At 57.6% G+C, this 17,413-nt stretch carries 19 protein-coding genes; 14 read left to right on the top strand and 5 right to left on the bottom strand.

Translation table 11 applies throughout. The features are described from left to right. Positions 1-3 precede the first annotated feature (3 nt). The 4 genes from OAN307_RS10540 to glmU are packed head-to-tail and all read right to left on the bottom strand — an operon-like array spanning position 4 to position 4,563. A complete protein-coding gene (locus OAN307_RS10540) occupies positions 4-648 on the bottom strand; it encodes a nucleoside/nucleotide kinase family protein (RefSeq protein ID WP_015499733.1) in 645 nt (214 codons plus the stop codon). Positions 649-707: 59 nt separating this feature from the next. Continuing rightward, a complete protein-coding gene (locus OAN307_RS10545; RefSeq protein ID WP_015499734.1) occupies positions 708-1,394 on the bottom strand; it encodes a DNA alkylation repair protein in 687 nt (228 codons plus the stop codon). Next, positions 1,391-3,208, bottom strand: a complete 1,818-nt coding sequence (gene glmS / locus OAN307_RS10550) for a glutamine--fructose-6-phosphate transaminase (isomerizing) (RefSeq protein WP_015499735.1) — start codon at positions 3,206-3,208, stop codon at positions 1,391-1,393. The genes OAN307_RS10545 and glmS overlap by 4 nt, the downstream gene beginning before the upstream one ends. Positions 3,209-3,210: 2 nt before the next feature. Then, the gene (glmU, locus tag OAN307_RS10555; RefSeq protein WP_015499736.1) at positions 3,211-4,563 is read right to left on the bottom strand and encodes a bifunctional UDP-N-acetylglucosamine diphosphorylase/glucosamine-1-phosphate N-acetyltransferase GlmU; all 1,353 of its coding nucleotides are present in this window, start codon (positions 4,561-4,563) and stop codon (positions 3,211-3,213) included. Positions 4,564-4,693: 130 nt separating this feature from the next. Between glmU and OAN307_RS10560 the strand changes: the two genes are divergently transcribed. Further along, positions 4,694-5,407 carry an HAD-IA family hydrolase gene (locus OAN307_RS10560; RefSeq protein ID WP_015499737.1) on the top strand — a complete coding sequence of 238 codons (714 nt, stop codon included), beginning with the start codon at positions 4,694-4,696 and terminating at the stop codon, positions 5,405-5,407. Next, positions 5,404-6,618, top strand: coding sequence for a DegT/DnrJ/EryC1/StrS family aminotransferase (locus OAN307_RS10565; protein ID WP_015499738.1), 1,215 nt, complete (start codon positions 5,404-5,406; stop codon positions 6,616-6,618). Before OAN307_RS10560 ends, OAN307_RS10565 begins: the two co-directional genes overlap by 4 nt. A 14-nt stretch (positions 6,619-6,632) precedes the next feature. Here the strand turns inward: OAN307_RS10565 and OAN307_RS10570 are convergent, their stop codons facing one another. Beyond that, complete coding sequence (locus OAN307_RS10570; protein ID WP_015499739.1) at positions 6,633-7,322, bottom strand: S24 family peptidase; 690 nt, start codon at positions 7,320-7,322, stop codon at positions 6,633-6,635. A gap of 333 nt (positions 7,323-7,655) precedes the next feature. Between OAN307_RS10570 and OAN307_RS10575 the strand changes: the two genes are divergently transcribed. From OAN307_RS10575 to OAN307_RS10630, 12 genes are all read left to right on the top strand, one after another. Next, positions 7,656-8,819 carry an acyl-CoA dehydrogenase family protein gene (locus OAN307_RS10575; protein WP_015499740.1) on the top strand — a complete coding sequence of 388 codons (1,164 nt, stop codon included), beginning with the start codon at positions 7,656-7,658 and terminating at the stop codon, positions 8,817-8,819. A gap of 187 nt (positions 8,820-9,006) precedes the next feature. After that, a complete protein-coding gene (locus tag OAN307_RS10580; protein ID WP_144055557.1) occupies positions 9,007-9,237 on the top strand; it encodes a hypothetical protein in 231 nt (76 codons plus the stop codon). Between the two features lie 115 nt (positions 9,238-9,352). Then, positions 9,353-9,832 (top strand): hypothetical protein, encoded by a 480-nt coding sequence (locus tag OAN307_RS10585; RefSeq protein WP_245541027.1) that lies wholly within the window; start codon positions 9,353-9,355, stop codon positions 9,830-9,832. Further along, a complete protein-coding gene (locus OAN307_RS10590; RefSeq protein ID WP_015499743.1) occupies positions 9,829-10,239 on the top strand; it encodes a lysozyme inhibitor LprI family protein in 411 nt (136 codons plus the stop codon). The genes OAN307_RS10585 and OAN307_RS10590 overlap by 4 nt, the downstream gene beginning before the upstream one ends. Beyond that, positions 10,236-10,760 carry a lysozyme inhibitor LprI family protein gene (locus OAN307_RS10595; RefSeq protein ID WP_015499744.1) on the top strand — a complete coding sequence of 175 codons (525 nt, stop codon included), beginning with the start codon at positions 10,236-10,238 and terminating at the stop codon, positions 10,758-10,760. The genes OAN307_RS10590 and OAN307_RS10595 overlap by 4 nt, the downstream gene beginning before the upstream one ends. Then, positions 10,757-12,328, top strand: coding sequence for a carboxyl transferase domain-containing protein (locus OAN307_RS10600; RefSeq protein WP_015499745.1), 1,572 nt, complete (start codon positions 10,757-10,759; stop codon positions 12,326-12,328). Before OAN307_RS10595 ends, OAN307_RS10600 begins: the two co-directional genes overlap by 4 nt. Positions 12,329-12,355: 27 nt before the next feature. Further along, positions 12,356-12,814, top strand: a complete 459-nt coding sequence (locus OAN307_RS10605; RefSeq protein WP_015499746.1) for a hypothetical protein — start codon at positions 12,356-12,358, stop codon at positions 12,812-12,814. Further along, the gene (locus OAN307_RS10610) at positions 12,811-14,745 is read left to right on the top strand and encodes an acetyl/propionyl/methylcrotonyl-CoA carboxylase subunit alpha (RefSeq protein ID WP_015499747.1); all 1,935 of its coding nucleotides are present in this window, start codon (positions 12,811-12,813) and stop codon (positions 14,743-14,745) included. Before OAN307_RS10605 ends, OAN307_RS10610 begins: the two co-directional genes overlap by 4 nt. Next, on the top strand, positions 14,729-15,592 hold the full coding sequence (locus OAN307_RS10615; RefSeq protein ID WP_015499748.1) for a hydroxymethylglutaryl-CoA lyase: 864 nt from the start codon (positions 14,729-14,731) through the stop codon (positions 15,590-15,592). Before OAN307_RS10610 ends, OAN307_RS10615 begins: the two co-directional genes overlap by 17 nt. Continuing rightward, complete coding sequence (locus OAN307_RS10620) at positions 15,585-16,364, top strand: crotonase/enoyl-CoA hydratase family protein (protein WP_015499749.1); 780 nt, start codon at positions 15,585-15,587, stop codon at positions 16,362-16,364. The genes OAN307_RS10615 and OAN307_RS10620 overlap by 8 nt, the downstream gene beginning before the upstream one ends. 157 nt (positions 16,365-16,521) lie before the next feature. Next, a complete protein-coding gene (locus OAN307_RS10625; RefSeq protein ID WP_015499750.1) occupies positions 16,522-16,887 on the top strand; it encodes an NADH-quinone oxidoreductase subunit A in 366 nt (121 codons plus the stop codon). Continuing rightward, the gene (locus tag OAN307_RS10630) at positions 16,878-17,411 is read left to right on the top strand and encodes a NuoB/complex I 20 kDa subunit family protein (RefSeq protein ID WP_015499751.1); all 534 of its coding nucleotides are present in this window, start codon (positions 16,878-16,880) and stop codon (positions 17,409-17,411) included. Before OAN307_RS10625 ends, OAN307_RS10630 begins: the two co-directional genes overlap by 10 nt. Positions 17,412-17,413: the final 2 nt, after the last annotated feature.

A 17,413-nucleotide genomic window follows, 5' to 3' on the forward strand; every position in this document is an offset into this window, starting at 1 on the left:
GCGTCAGGCTAACGTGCCGTCCGGCGCAAGTGTTAACGTCGCAGGCAGCGCCTTATCCAGCACGCTTTGTGCGTTCGGGACATCGTTGCTTGTGGCACGCCGCGTGGCTGCTGTGCGGCTTAAACCATGCCCTAACCAGCGTTGGATCAGCCGCGCGCGTAAATCTTCCATTGGCACGTCAAGGCGCACAGACAGCGTCCAAAGCGACGCCAGATCGAACCAAGGCGCATCGTCATACAGCAAATAATTGCCTTCAACGATGATCACTTCGGCGCTGGCGGGGACGATCCGCGCCCCAGCAATTGAAATGTCGCGCGTGCGATCAAACGTCGGCACCGCCACGTCGGCGCGCTCTTTCAGGCGGCGCACTATATGCACAAACCCTGCACCATCGAACGTCTGCGGTGCGCCTTTGCGGTGTAGCTGGCCACGTTCCTCAAGAACCTGATTGTCCAGATGAAACCCGTCTTGTGGCACCACCACAGTTTGACATTTCTGCGCGTTGAGCCGCCGCGCCAGTTCATCCGCCAACATGGTCTTTCCGCTGGCAGGCGGGCCTGCAATCGCGACCAAAACACGTGCAGGTCCCTGACGCAGCGGCTGGATGCGCTCAGCCAATAGGTTTACTTGGGGGGTCAGATTAATCATGTCGGTAACTCCTCGGGGTCATGCTTGCACAGATCACAGACTTCGCCGCAAAGGGCGCGCTAGCGGGGCGGCAAATTTCGGCACGCGTCCTTGCGAAGGGAAGGTTTCATCTTGTCGCCATGGGCATCCAAAAACGCCCAAACCCGTGGCGCGTCGTGGCGGCCCAATTCGCGCAACCACCAAGAAACGGACTTTTGAATGAACCACGCTTGGTCGTTGGTGTATGCTGCCGCCCAGCCCAAAATACGTTCCCGCGCTGCCAGATCATCCGGCTTGGGGTTGTTCATTTTCGTCCACGGCAAGGTCATGACCATCGCCGCACGCTTGGTCCAGATATGCTCTGACGTGGTCCAGCTTTCGACGACGTCCAGCCGCGATGGGTCTGCCAACAACCGGCGCGCGCCCGCACCGCAGACGTGATCGGCAATCGCCCAAGCATCAAATTGCGGCACCCATGACGTGATCAACGCCCACGCGTCGTCGTCGGGATTGATCCGCGCCTGCACCAATAATTTAGCCGCCGCAACGCGGGCTTCGTGGACGTTGCTGTCCCAAAGCTCAGCCGCCAGCGCCAATCTGTCGTCAACCGACAAATCCGACCGCCAAGTTTTGACCGCCGCATCTAATGCGGCGTTGGGCACGCCAAAATAAATACGGTCAGCCCTGTGGTGGGATTTCATTTCAACTGCTTTTTGCCCGTCGCCTTCGATTTGCAGAATGGCAATCGCATCTTCAATAGGGATCATTCGACTGTTACCGATTTGGCCAAATTGCGTGGCTGATCCACGTCGGTGCCTTTGGCAACGGCCGTATGATAGGCCAACAATTGGGCTGGGATTGCATAAAGGATTGGCGCGACGAAGGGGGCAACTTCGGGCATCAGGATCGTGTCCCATACCCCAGGTCCCGCCTCTTTTGCGCCCTGCTTGTCTGTGATCAACAATACCTTTCCACCGCGCGCCATGACTTCTTGCATGTTCGAAATCGTCTTTTCGAACAGCGCGTCGCGCGGCGCCATGACGATGACAGGCACGTGTTCATCGACCAGTGCGATTGGCCCATGTTTAAGTTCACCTGATGCATAAGCTTCTGCGTGTATATAACTGATTTCTTTCAGTTTTAATGCGCCTTCGTGGGCTAAGGCATACATCGGTCCTCGGCCCAAAAACAGGATGTCGCGTGCTTCTGCCAGCTTGCGTGACATAGTTTTCATGCGCTCGCCGAGGGCCAACGCATGGCTCATTAAGCCGGGCACAGACTTTACTTGCTCCAGCGCTTCGGCCACTTGATCGGCGTTCATGTGTCCACGATCCTGAGCGGCCTTGATTGCCAAAATCGCAAGCACTGTCAGCTGGCACGTGAACGCCTTTGTTGACGCGACGCCAATCTCTGTGCCTGCCAGAATCGGTAGCGGCAAATCGCTTTCGCGCGCGATTGAACTTTCGGGAACGTTCACCACTGACACTATCTTGTCGACCTTGCCTTCACAGTATCGCAACGCCGCCAAGGTGTCCGCCGTCTCACCCGATTGGCTGACGAACAACGCGGCTGTGCCTTTCGGGATCGGAGGCTCACGGTAGCGGAATTCGGATGCGACATCGATCTCGACGGGCAGGCGGGCAATTTGTTCGAACCAGTATTTCGCCACAAGGCAGGCGTAGAATGCGGTGCCACAAGCCACCATTGTAAGGCGATCAATCTGTGCGAAATCCAGACCCGGATCGGGCAATACGATGTTGCCATCCTGAATATAATACCCCAGCGCATTGGTCAGCACCGACGGCTGTTCGGCGATTTCTTTCGCCATGAAATGCTTATGGCCGCCTTTGTCGACAGACGCAGTATCAATCCTGACAATACGAATTTCGCGGTTGGCAATCCGACCTTCGCTGTCGCGGATTTCTAACGATGCCCGCGTGATGACGGCCCAGTCACCTTCGTCCAGATAAGTGATTTGGTCCGTCATTGGCGCCAGCGCAATCGCGTCCGAACCGACGAACATTTCGCCGTCACCGTGCCCGATTGCCAGTGGCGACCCCTTGCGGGCCGCGATCATCAGATCGTCTTCGCCTTCAAACAGAAAACACAGCGCATAGGCGCCGCGCAGGCGGGTAATTGTCTGTTCAGCGGCGTCGCGCGGGCTAAGCCCCTGATCTAGATAGCTTTGAGCCAAAAGCGCGACGGTTTCGGTATCAGTATCGGTCTCGTACCCAATGCCTTTTTGGGATAAATATTCACGCAGTTCACGAAAGTTCTCAATAATACCGTTGTGAACCACAGCCACGCGTCTGGTCTGATGCGGGTGTGCATTTTTCACGTTGGCTTCGCCATGGGTCGCCCACCGAGTGTGCCCGATGCCGGATTTTCCCGCCAACGGTTCATGCACCAGCAGATCCTGTAGATTAACCAGTTTTCCCACCGCGCGGCGGCGATCGAGAACGCCGCCGTTAACCGTTGCGATTCCCGCGCTGTCATAGCCGCGATATTCGAGCCGTTTCAGCGCTTCGACAAGGATCGGTGCCGCTTCGTGCCGCCCAAGGATACCCACAATTCCGCACATTCTCAGGAATCCTTAGCTGCGTTTTCGGCACTAGACTTGAACTTTTGCTGCATCCGCCGGGCAAATCCTGTTTTATTCTCTTGGCGTGCACGACCCACCGCCATGTCGCCCACAGGCACATTCTTTGTGACGATGGTGCCGGTGGCCGTCATGCTTTCGTTCCCCAATGTGACGGGTGCCACGAGCATTGTGTTGGACCCGACGAACACATCCGCGCCAATGGTCGTGCGGTGCTTGGACACACCGTCGTAATTGCAGGTGATCGTGCCTGCGCCGATGTTGCTCCGCTCGCCCACATGCGCATCGCCGATATAGCTGAGGTGGTTCACCTTCGCGCCAGCCTCAATCACGGCATTCTTGATTTCCACGAAATTGCCGACCTTCACGTTCTCCGCCAGTTCGGTTCCGGGGCGGAGCCGCGCGTAGGGGCCAACGACGCTGCCGCGCGACACGTGGCAGCCTTCAAGATGGCTAAACGCGCGGATCGTGGCGTTGTTTTCGACCGTGACACCCGCGGCAAACACCACGTTCGGTTCCACCATGCTATCCGGCCCAATATAGGTATCAAAGCTGAAATAGACCGTGTCGGGTGCGCGCAATGACACGCCGTTCGCCATTGCGTCTTTGCGTGCGCGACCCTGAAACGCCGCCTCAGCGTCTGCCAGTTCCGTGCGGGAATTGACGCCCATCGTCTCAGCCTCATCGCAGCGCACAACGGTAGCAGACAGATCCTTGGCACGGGCAATGCCAATAATATCGGTTAGGTAATATTCACCCGCCGCGTTGTCGTTCGAAACAGCATCCAATAGATCAAACAGCACATCCGATCTGGCGGCAATAACACCAGAATTACATAGGCTTATCGCGCGTTCTTCGTTCGATGAATCTTTGAATTCCACGATCCGTTCTAACGTGTCTCCAGTCATCACCAACCGCCCGTAGCGACCTGGATCAGCGGCCTTAAACCCTAGAACAACCACGTCACTGGCTTTACGTGCGGCCAGCATCGCGTCCAGTGTTTCGGGCTGAATGAACGGAGTGTCACCGTACAGGATAATCACGTCTCCGTCAAAATCGACCAAAGCCGCGCGCGCCTGCAGCACAGCGTGGCCCGTCCCCAACTGTTCCTGTTGGATCACGACAATCGCGTCCTCGTCAAAGGCCTGCGCCACGGCTCCAACAGCGTCAGCCCCGTAGCCTGCGACGACGACTGTGCGTTCCGGTTCAAGGTTAGATCCAGACATCATCGCGTGGACCAGCAAAGACCCGCCCGCGACCTCATGCAGGACCTTGGGAATGTCGGACATCATCCGAGTGCCTTTGCCTGCGGCCAAAATAATCAAAGCGACTGTCATTGCGCCCCACCTGTGTTGTTTTTTCACCTTCATACGCGCAAAGGCCGATTTCGCAAGGGTGCGACCCGCTTGGGGGCTTCACATCCCATGTCGCTGGGTTACAGAGGTCGCCAAACTGTAGGGGTCCAGTATGAAAACGGTTATTTTCGATCTTGATGGCACATTGGCGGATACGTCCGGCGATCTGATTGCTGCGGCGAACGTGTGTTTCCGGGGCCTTGGCCTTGGTGCGCTGCTTGATCCGGCCAAGGATGCGCGCACGGCGTTGCGCGGCGGGCGGGCGATGCTGACACTTGGGTTTAGCCGTGTTGATGGGTTTGGCGAGGATGACATTTCTGGCCAATATCAGGTCTTGCTGGATGCCTATGCCCAAGACATCGACCACCATACGGTGATGTACCCCGGTGCGATGGATGCAGTTGAGGCCTTGAAATCGCGCGGCTACGGCGTTGGGATCGCCACCAATAAACCCGAAGGGCTGGCCGAAGAATTGATGCGTCGCCTTGGTGTGCGAGACGCATTCGCGTCACTGGTGGGCGCTGACACGCTGTCGGTTAAAAAGCCTGATCCGGAACATCTGTTCGAAGCGGCGCGGCGCGCGGGTGGCAATCCGGCGCTAACCTGTCTGGTGGGCGACACTGCGACGGACCGCAACACTGCCAAAGCCGCTGGCGTGCCATCGATCCTTGTGACGTTTGGACCGTCGGGTGAAGACATGGCCGCGTTGCAGCCCGAGGCGCTGCTGGATCGCTACGAAGACCTGCCTGAAATCGTGAATCTATTGATGGGTGCGTCGCAATCGCCATTGACGGGTGGGCAACACAGACGCACAAACGGATCATGAGTGAGAAATCTAGTGACATATTCCGCGGCAGTTTTACCCAGCAGGAACCGATCCCGCAGGAGGGTATTGATGCGGCGTTGGCGGTCCTGAACCACGGGCGTCTACACCGATACAATACATCTGGCGACGAAATCGCACAGGCCGCGTTGCTGGAAGAAGAATTTGCAGCACTCACGGGGGCGAAATATTGCCTCGCTGTGGCGTCGGGGGGCTATGCGATGACCACCGCGTTGCGCGCTTGCGGTGTCGGGCACGGCGACAAGGTGTTGACCAACGCGTTCACCCTTGCGCCCGTTCCTGGTGCCATTGCGGCCGTTGGGGCCACGCCGATTTTTGTTGGTGTGACCGAAGATTTGGTCATTGATCTTGATGACTTAGCGGCCAAATTGGACCAATCGTCGGTGCTGCTGCTGTCGCACATGCGCGGCCATATCTGTGACATGGATGCGCTGATGGCGTTGTGTGATGCGGCCCAAGTCACCGTGATCGAAGACTGTGCCCACACTATGGGCGCCCATTGGAACGGCACGCCGTCCGGACGCTTTGGCAAATTCGGCTGCTATTCCACCCAGACCTATAAACACGTCAATTCGGGCGAGGGCGGTTTGCTGATCAGTGATGATGCGGACGGTATGGCCCGTGCGATCATGCTGTCGGGCAGCTACATGCTGTTTGACCGCCACCGCGCTGCACCACCGCCCGAGGCATTTGCCCAAATCAAATACCAAACCCCCAATATTTCAGGCCGGATGGACAACCTAAGGGCGGCCATTTTACGCCCGCAACTGGCTGATCTGCAAGCACAATGTGCCCGTTGGAACGCGCTATACCGGTCGATGGAAACCGGTTTGCGCGACACGGGCGGTCTGCAGCTGATAGACCGTCCAGCGCGCGAGGACTTTGTTGCGTCGTCGTTCCAATTTCTGCTTCTCGATTGGGCGCCTTTCGCCGTGCAAGAAGTGATCAAGCGCTGCCGCACGCGCGGCGTTGAACTGAAATGGTTCGGCGGCGCAGAGCCGAGCGGTTTCACATCGCGCTATGACAGTTGGCGCTATGCCCCGTCTGACCGCATGCCGAAAAGTGATCGCATTTTGACAGGGATCATCGATATGCGCCTGCCGCTGACATTTTCGATAGACGATTGCACACAGATCGCGGGGATTATCCGTTCCGAGGTCGGCGCAGTTTGGCAAAACCAAGTCGATAATTGATCACAGGGGAATGATTACTGGGGCTGCTGGGCGATCCAGACCACTTTGCCCAGCACCTTAAGCGCGCGCAATTCAACGCCTTTGAAAACCTGCACGGGATGGTTGGGTTTGTCCGCCTTAAGAACCAGCATGTCCGGTGACGGGCGCTGAATGCGGGCGAACATGTAGCGGCCTTTTAACGCCAAGGCCCAAATGCCGTCGCCGCGCGGTTCCACATCTGACGAGTCCAGCAGCGCCAATGCACCGACTGTCAATGTTGGCACCATGTCATCTGTCACTACCGGCAGAAACGAAAGTGATTCCGCCACCAATTCGCTGGCTGTTAGCCATTGCCGCGCCAGCGCCACGGGTGCTGTGCCGCGAAAATTAGGTTGTGCGGCGCTGTGATAGGGGATCGGCAGAAACCCCATCTCAAGCGCCTCTTGGCGGGCTGTCGCGGTGGCTAGGGGTTCGACCGTTCGCTCGGCAAATCCGGCTGGCAGACGAACGATTGTCTGCGTTCGGGGCTCGCCGAAATAAAATTCCAGATCCAACACGTCTGCTAGCTGACGCAAGGCTTGTGCGTTGAACCGTTTTGGCTTGCCTGTTTCGGTGCGCATGTTTTTGATTAGCGAAGGATTGCCCACGGCAAGCCGCGACGCCGCAGCCGCAGACAGTCCCTTGCCCGCAAGCGCTTCGTCTATGATTTCTAAAATGTCCTGCACCAATTACCCAAACGCTAATTTTGTGGCTGGGGCAATCCTGTTTGAAAACGAACCTATACCTTTGGCCAGTTATGGCTCTAAGGACGGTTGGCCACAGACGTGCGAAGATATCAGACGTGACGCCACGTACAGCAGCACTTGAAAATATCTGCATAATATGACCCATATCTTCAAAGATATGGGTTTTGCCACCAATATTGCGGTCATAGTGTCTCAGTTTCGGTGCAAAGCAATGACAAGGCCATGTCGCGCCAATATTGAGACCGCGGGATTGACGCGGCAGCTACCGCAGGGCATATTATTGAACAAGCGTTCAATAAATTTGGAAATACCATGTTTACTGCCTCAATGACCTTTGATCTTGGCGATGATGTGACCGCCCTGCGTGACATGGTGCACCCGTGGGCACAGACACGGTTGAAACCGATGGCCGCGCAGATTGATCGCGACAACCTGTTCCCGACAGCGCTTTGGCGCGAAATGGGCGATCTTGGTTTGCTTGGTGTGACGGTAGATGAAACCTATGGCGGCGCCGGCATGTCATATCTGGCCCACACTGTAGCCGTCGAAGAAATCGCACGCGGATCGGCGTCTGTCGCGCTGTCTTACGGGGCGCATTCAAACCTGTGCGTAAACCAGATTAAACTGAACGGCACCGAGGCGCAAAAATCCCAATACCTGCCACGCCTCGTCTCCGGTGATCACGTCGGTGCGCTGGCGATGTCGGAAGCCGGTGCCGGATCGGACGTGGTGTCGATGTCCCTTAGGGCAGAACGCCGCAATGATCACTACGTTCTCAACGGCACCAAATACTGGATCACGAATGGTGCAGAGGCCGACACCTTGGTCGTTTACGCCAAAACTGATCCGTCAGCGGGGTCTAGGGGAATCACTGCGTTTTTGATTGAAAAATCAATGATTGGCTTCACCACATCGGCGCATTTTGACAAGCTCGGCATGCGTGGGTCCAACACCGCAGAACTGGTCTTTGACGATGTGCAGGTGCCGTTCGACAATGTTCTGGGGGAAGAAGGTCGCGGCGTGCGCGTGTTGATGTCTGGCCTAGATTACGAACGGGTCGTGCTGGCGGGCATAGGTCTGGGCATTATGGCGGCCTGTCTCGACGAAGTGATGCCCTACATTGCGCAGCGCAAACAATTTGGCGAACCAATCGGTAATTTCCAACTTATGCGGGGTAAGGTGGCGGATATGTACACCGCCCTGAATTCCGCGCGTGCCTATGTCTACGAGGTCGCCAAAGCCTGCGACAAAGGCACCGTCACCCGTGCGGACGCCGCCGCATGCTGTCTTTACGCCTCCGAACAGGCGATGGTGCAGGCGCATCAAGCCGTGCAAGCACTGGGCGGGGCGGGCTTTATGGCTGACGCCCCCGTTGCGCGGCTGTTTCGCGACGCCAAACTGATGGAAATCGGTGCGGGCACGTCTGAAATCAGGCGCATGTTGATCGGGCGCGAATTGATGGGGGCGATGGTGTGACAACGACGTCCGCTGCGTCGGTGCGCCAATGATCCTCGCGTTTTACCGTCGTCTTTACTACTTTAAATGCCCAACGTGCCAGGCGATACAACATGTCCTCGCGTTGGGAATGACGTTCAAAGGCGGGTTTGCACAGGGACCTGTCAATGCACACACGCACTGTCTGGGATGCAAGCAGCGCCTGCGTTTGGCACACCGCTTTGGATTTATCAAAACGATTGCCTTTCAAATTGGTATTGCGGCTTTGTGTCTCGTTGTTTTCCTTGTGACCGTCGCAGCTGCGATGGGCCTGATCCAGCTTCTGTTTGGGGCATGGGGGCTTTTGGTGTCGCCGATCTTGCTTGTGATGCTCCCCCTCATCATCGCGATCATAATTGGTCACTTGGCCTCCCTCTATAGAGAGGTCCTTGTGGTATGATGGTCCCGTATCACTCTCGGCACAACAAACACTGCCTATTTGAGATGGTGAACAACTGATGGCCACCGTGAACTGGCGAACGGTGTCAACGTCAGCCCCAACGATAGGCGCTAACTTGCGCAGCGTTGCATATACGCTCGCGCTTACCTGTTTGGCATCGTCGGGTCACGCACAGAGCGTTGCCCTCCTCAAAGGCGATGTCTTGGCGTTTGAAGCCTGCTTCATCCAGTTGATGATCAAAAAACCCGACAATTCAACGCTGGATATGATCGGCCCGATCATCTGCGGCGAACGCCACATCCCCATGGGACAGTCCTGTGATGCGCTGGGCTACATGCTGTTTGATCGCCGTGCTGCTTCCCACGCTGAAGACCTTGTGTTTTGGCAATCTCATGTCAGTCGCCGCGCCGAGGCTGTAATCGCTGAGGGGCGCAACGGAACGGGCGGACTTTACGGCGATGGCCTGACGCTATGTGAAGAGGTCGCAGCGGCGGGCGATGATCCCGTTGGTCGTCTGATCAAAATCCACTGGCGCACCGCCTTGGAATTTGTTGCCGCCGATCTGGTTGCAGACCTAGCAAGGGCAGAGCAATGAAATCCCCGCTGATTGCCACCTTGATCGCCCTCATCGGATATGGCCCGCCTGCATTTGCGCAGAACATTGATTATGAACCCAAAATCCGCAGTAGCTGCCTTGATGGCACCGGCGAAGCCGACTGCGCCACCTGTATCGGGCAAGTGGTTGATGCCTGCATTCAAACTGATGCGGGCAGCTCAACTGTCGGTATTGGCATGTGCATTTCATCGGAATGGCAACAATTGGACGACCGCCTGAATGCTGCCTATCAAGACATCCAGCGCGGTTGGATCGTTTATCGCGATACCGCCTGTGATTGGGAAATGGTACAATGGGGCGGTGGCACGGGTGGTGGGCCAGCGTCAGTCGCCTGCATGATGCGCCTGACCGCACAACAAACGCTGTTCTTGGAGAACCACCTATGATCCGCACCTTGACACTTTTTCTGCTGTTTGCGCCGCTCAGCGCCACCGCGGAACTGCAACCCACCGTGGCCGAACTGATGCGCTACATGGACGTCACCGCAACCTGTTTTGACGGTGCCGAAGACAGCGCCGAGGCGGGTGCTTGCGTCGGGCAGGGGGCCACGGTCTGCATGGAAACCGAAACCCACGGCTATACGACCGTCGGCATGATGTTCTGCACATTGGCCGAATACGAAGCATGGGACCGCCTTCTCAATCGTGATTACGGTCCGATGATGGACGGTATGCGCCGCTTGGACGCCGAAGATGCGGAGTTCTTCCCCGAATTTGCCAACCGCGCCGACGCCCTGCGCGACGCACAACGCGCTTGGATCCCGCTGCGCGACGCGCAGTGCGCGCTGGAATATGCCATGTGGGGGGGCGGATCAATGCGCCAAATCGCAGGTGCATCCTGCCTGCTTGATCTTACGGCCAAACGCACGATTTATCTGCGGTTCTTGGGCGAAGGTATGCGCGAATGACTGATACTTCATCCCAAGCCGCCCACATCGCGGCTCTTGAACTGGTTCGCAAAGCCGCCGCGCACGCGGCTGCCGGTGGGGGTGAAAAATCCCGCGCCCGCCATGTGTCACGCGGCAAAATGTTGCCCCGTGATCGCGTGGCAAATCTGCTCGATGTCGGATCGCAGTTCCTCGAAATTGGCGCGACTGCGGGCCACGGCATGTACGACGATGCTGCACCGTGCGGCGGTCTGATCGCAGGTATCGGATTGATCCACGGTCAACATGTCATGGTGGTCTGCAACGACGCCACCGTCAAAGGCGGCACCTACTACCCGATCACGGTCAAGAAGCATCTGCGCGCGCAAGAAATCGCTGAACAATGCCGCTTGCCCTGCATTTATCTGGTTGATTCTGGCGGCGCGAACCTGCCAAACCAAGACGAAGTGTTCCCTGACCGCGACCACTTTGGCCGCATTTTCTACAATCAGGCTCGCATGTCCGCCGCTGGCATTGTGCAAATCGCCGCCGTTATGGGCAGTTGCACCGCAGGCGGCGCCTATGTGCCAGCCATGGCTGATGTATCCGTCATCGTGCGCGACCAAGGCACAATTTTCCTTGCGGGACCGCCACTGGTTAAGGCCGCAACTGGCGAAATCGTGTCCGCCGAAGACTTGGGCGGTGGTGACGTTCACACGCGGCTGTCCGGCGTGGCCGACTACCTTGCGGAAGACGACACACACGCGCTGGCACTCGTCAGGCAGATTGTGCAAAATGCAAAAATGCAGTCTGAAAAAACGCACAAACCGCATAAATTCGACCCGCCAATCAAGTCTGAACAGGACTTTTTTAATCTTATCCCGTCTGACCTCAAAACGCCGTTTGATATCCGCGAGATCATCCTACGTGTCGTGGATGGGTCACAATTTGATGAATTCAAAGCCCGTTTTGGCGAAACCCTTGTGACAGGTTTTGCCTGGATCGAAGGCATGCAGGTCGGTATCATCGCCAACAATGGTGTCTTGTTTTCTGAAGCTGCCCAGAAAGGCGCACATTTCATTGAACTCTGTTCACAAAGGAAAACCCCCCTCATCTTTCTGCAAAACATCACTGGTTTTATGGTCGGGCGACAATACGAAAACGAAGGCATCGCCCGTCACGGGGCCAAGATGGTCACCGCCGTGGCGACCACGTCGGTCCCCAAAATCACTATGATAATTGGCGGCAGCTTTGGTGCGGGAAATTATGGCATGTCGGGAAGGGCTTACAGCCCGAACTTCATCTGGTCGTGGCCGACATCACGCACCGCAGTCATGGGTGGTGAACAGGCCGCAGGGGTGCTTGCATCCGTGAAGCGCGACGCCATGGATCGCGCTGGTACACCTTGGCCTGAGATCGAAGAAAAGCAATACAAACAGCCCGTTATTGACCAATTCGAAGAACAATCGCATCCGCTTTATGCCTCTGCGCGGCTGTGGGATGACGGCATCATCGACCCACGCGATAGCCGCGCGGTGCTGGCCTTGTCCCTTCGCGCCGCCCTAAACGCACCCATTGAAAAAACACGTTTCGGCGTGTTTCGTATGTAATTTTGACCTGATATTAAAGGCTCACCAATGACCGACAGAAAGAAACGCGGCGATTTCTATTCAGGTATCCCATGGGTGCCCGTATCGCCAGAACAGGCCCGTGCGCATTCTAAGGGCGCGCTTGGCCCGCTGCTGTGGGCGATCGTCGTTTATTTTATCGCCATCGCAGTGCTTAGACTTTACCTGTCGCTGACGTATGGGTTGGGACCAACAACTGCGATTCTCAATTCCATCTGGCCACTTCTTGTCGGTCTTGGGCTGGCAATTCGCGCGCCTTGGGCGGTGATTATGGCCGCGATTTCAGCGGCTTTGACGATCTTCGCTTTGGCGCGTGGATTGGGCAATGACGGAAACCTTATCACGTTGTTTGAAACTCTAGCGAACGTTGGCATCTTGTTTTATCTGGTCGACGCGGATCGCCCAAACCTGATCTATCGCCACCGCTATCGCAAATATTCTGTCGTAGATGCGGACCCCGACACATGATCACAAAACTTCTCATAGCGAACAGGGGCGAAATTGCGTGCCGGATCATGGCAACTGCGAAGACCCGTGGCATCGCGTGCGTCGCGGTCTATTCCGACGCTGATGCACAGGCGCGCCACGTGCGCTTGGCGGATCAAGCCGTGCACATCGGTGGTGCGTCCCCGATTGACAGTTACCTGCGCGGTGATCGGATTATTCAAGCTGCGCGCGACATGGGCGCTGACGCAATCCACCCCGGCTACGGGTTCTTGTCAGAGAACCCCGACTTCGTAGACGCTGTCACCGCGGCGGGGCTGATTTTTGTGGGCCCCAGCGCTGATGCAATCCGCGCGATGGGCCTGAAAGACCGTGCTAAAGCATTGATGATAAAGGCAGGTGTTCCTGTCGTGCCGGGCTATCATGGGACGGAACAGGACGATGATCTGCTGCGCGGTGAAGCCGACAAAATCGGCTATCCAGTGATGATTAAGGCCGTCGCGGGGGGCGGTGGCAAGGGGATGCGGCTGGCAGAAACAGCGCTGGATTTCGATGAACAACTCGCCTCTGCGCGCGCCGAAAGCCGAAACGCTTTTGGCAACGACGCGGTCTTGATTGAGAAATTTATCACCGCGCCGCGCCATATTGAGGTGCAGATTTTTGGTGACGGCGTGCAGGCTGTTCACCTGTTTGAACGCGACTGTTCGCTGCAACGCCGCCACCAAAAAGTCATCGAAGAAGCCCCCGCGCCGGGGATGACCGACGCGGTGCGCGACGCCATGGGTGCTGCGGCCGTCAAAGCTGCAAAAGCGATTGGGTATAGCGGCGCGGGCACTGTCGAATTCATCGTTGATGGGTCTGGTCCGCTACGCACGGACGGGTTTTGGTTTATGGAAATGAACACCCGCCTGCAGGTCGAACACCCCATCACTGAAGCCATCACAGGCATCGATCTGGTGGATTGGCAGTTGCGCGTTGCAGGCGGTGAAACCCTGCCGATGCGTCAAGAAGACGTTAAAATTCAAGGTCATGCGTTTGAAGCACGGCTGTACGCCGAAGATGCCACGCAGGGTTTTCTACCCGCGATTGGCCGACTGACACATCTGACGTTCCCCGATACTGTTCGCGCCGATACTGGTGTTGAGGCAGGAGATGAGATCACCCCACACTACGACCCGATGATCGCGAAAGTGATCGTTCATGGACCTGACCGCGCGGCTGCCCTTGCGATGCTAACCAAGGGTCTCGCGGCCACGCAGGTCGCAGGCACGGTGACGAATTTGGGTTTTCTGACAGCCCTCGCGACCAACGCGGATTTTGCGGCGGGCCGCGTAGATACGGGGCTGATCGCGCGCAATCTTGACGGGCTCACCGCAGCGCCCAACCCGACGCCGTCCGATCTGGCACAGGCCGCCCTTGCGCTTAGTGGTGTGATGGCGCGGCACGGCGGCGCGACTGGTTTTGCGCTGCATGCGCCGCTGACATGGTCCATCGACGTGGGTGCCACTGTCGTGGCTCTGACCATCCACAGGCCTGATCATGCGACTTGTACGGGAGCAGGACATGTCGTGGACGTGCGAAGGCTGGGCAATATCTGGCGGCTTGATGGGCAAAAGGCGCGCCCACAGCATCTTGCGGGGCGCGTTGTGACGCTGTTTGGCGCAGCACCAATCACCTTTACGCAGCCCGACCCGTTGGATCGGGCCAGCGCCTCACAGGGGGGCGACACTGTGCTAACGCCGATGCCCGGAATGTTGCGCGATATATCGGTTGCCGTGGGCGATGATGTGCAGGAAGGTGATCGTCTTGCGGTGCTTGAGGCGATGAAAATGGAACATGTATTGCGCGCGCCGCGTGCGGGCAAAATTGCCGCGATCCATGCGGTGCCGGGCAGCCAAGTGCAGGCGGGTATCGCGCTGATATCGTTGGAGGTCCTAGATGCCGACAAAGATTGAACTGTTTGAGGTCGGCCCCCGTGATGGTTTGCAAAACGAACCCCGCGACATTCCAGTGGCGGAAAAAATCGCACTCGTTGACACCCTTTCGAAGTCTGGTCTGCGCCACATCGAATGTGCCAGTTTCGTCAGCCCCAGATGGGTGCCGCAGATGGCGGGTAGTGCGCAAGTTTTGGTGGGAATCAAGCGCGTTGAAAACGTCCGTTACACAGCACTGACGCCCAATTTGCGCGGGTTTGATGATGCGCTCGCCGCCAAAGTGGATGAGGTTGCGGTGTTCGCCTCAGCCTCTGAAGGGTTTTCGCGCGCCAATCTTAATGCCACGATTGCCCAAAGTCTGGCCCGTTTCCGTGACATCACATCGGCTGCAAAAGCGCTTAATATCCCAGTGCGCGGTTATGTATCGTGCATCGTTTCTTGCCCGTTTGATGGCCCCACAGACCCCGCGCAGGTGGCGTATGTCGTGCGACAATTGCGCGACATGGGCTGTTACGCGGTCAGCCTTGGTGACACCATCGGGGCAGGGACGCCTGACAGCATCCAAACCATGCTCGGCGCGGTATTGGACGTGGCGCCAGCGCGTGATCTGGCTGGGCATTACCACGACACAGGGGGCCGCGCCTTGGCCAATATCGACGTGTCAATTGCCCTTGGCCTGCGGGTGTTTGACACGTCTGTGGGTGGTCTTGGTGGCTGCCCCTATGCACCCGGTGCATCGGGTAATGTCGCGACAGAAACAACCGCCCGTCACTTGGCCGCAATGGGCTACGACACCGGGCTGGATCTGCCCGTAATTGACGCTGCTGCAGCACAGGCGCGCGCAATGCGAGGGACCAGCGATGTTTGAAACGATCACCCTAGACGTGGACCCGCGCGGTGTGGCGATGCTGACGCTGAACCGGCCTGAAAAACACAACGCCATGTCGGGCCAGATGATTGATGACTTGACGCAGGTGGCGGCACGTCTTGACGGGGATGCCGCGGTGCGTGTCGTGGTTCTGGCGGGGCAGGGGCGCAGTTTTTGTGCGGGCGGCGATTTGGGTTGGATGAAGGCGCAAATCGCCGCCGACAGCGCTACCCGCGCGGAAGAGGCGCGCAAACTTGCCGATATGCTTGGCATCTTAAACAGCCTGTCCAAACCGCTGATCGCGCGGGTTCATGGCACTGCACTTGGCGGTGGCGTCGGGTTGTGTTGTGTGTGCGACAAGGTCTTCGCTGCAGACACTGCGATGTTTGGCCTTACGGAAACCAAACTCGGCCTGATTCCCGCAACCATCGGCCCTTTCGTAGTGGCCCGCATGGGTGGCGGTAACGCGCGGCAGGTGTTCATGTCGAGCCGACCGTTCGACGCGTTTGAGGCCCAGCGTCTGGGCATCGTGTCTACACTCACCACATCGCAAGGCCTTGACGCAGCAGTGGAAACTGAAGTCATCGCCTACCTGAAATGCGCCCCCGCTGCCGTGGCCGAAGCGAAAGCCATGGTGCTTGTCTTGGGCCAGGCACCCACCAAAACCACCCTCGATGCATCGATCAAAGCGCTGGTGAAACGCTGGGAACACCCAGAGGCCCATCAGGGCATCACCGCGTTTTTCGACAAGTCCATCCCGCCTTGGGGGTAGCCTGAAACCGGGCGCGCTGACCTAAATCCGACAATCAGCGGCAATTCGCCCCCATATCGCGGCGTTGTGCCCGTTGACCCCCTCACGCGCGGGCGGTAAACGCGGAGGTGACAAAGGGCGTGCCAACGTGCGCCCGCCAAAGTTGGAGTGACCGCGCGTGGACGAGATGCTCAGAGAATACCTGCCAATCATCATTTTTCTTGGCCTGGCCATCGTGCTTGGCGCTGTGCTGATCCTTGCAGCGGTCATTCTGGCCGTGCGCAATCCGGACCCTGAAAAAGTATCGGCCTACGAATGTGGGTTCAACGCGTTCGACGATGCGCGCATGAAATTCGACGTGCGCTTCTACCTTGTGGCGATCTTGTTCATTATCTTTGACCTAGAGATCGCGTTCCTGTTCCCATGGGCCGTGGCGTTCGGTGAAATTTCAATGGTTGGGTTCTGGTCGATGATGATTTTCTTGGCTGTGCTGACGGTCGGCTTTGCATACGAATGGAAAAAAGGGGCACTCGAATGGGAGTAGCTGTTGGCGATAACACCGCTGGGTTTGACCGCGACGTCGCGACCCAAGACCTCAATCACGAACTGACGGACAAGGGTTTCCTCGTCACGTCGTCCGCCGATCTGATCAATTGGGCCAGAACCGGCTCTTTGCACTGGATGACATTCGGTCTTGCCTGCTGCGCCGTTGAAATGATGCACACATCCATGCCGCGCTATGACGCGGAACGCTTCGGCATCGCGCCGCGTGCGTCCCCGCGCCAGTCCGACGTGATGATCGTCGCCGGAACGCTAACCAACAAAATGGCGCCCGCCCTGCGCAAGGTCTACGACCAGATGCCCGAACCACGCTACGTGATTTCGATGGGCAGCTGCGCAAACGGCGGCGGCTATTATCACTATTCCTATTCTGTGGTGCGCGGCTGTGACCGCATTGTGCCTGTGGATATCTACGTCCCCGGTTGCCCCCCCACCGCCGAAGCACTGCTGTACGGCATCCTGCAACTGCAACGCAAAATGCGCCGTACCGGCACGATTGTAAGGTAACG

Source organism: Octadecabacter antarcticus 307, assembly GCF_000155675.2.
GTDB classification, from domain to species: Bacteria; Pseudomonadota; Alphaproteobacteria; order Rhodobacterales; family Rhodobacteraceae; genus Octadecabacter; species Octadecabacter antarcticus.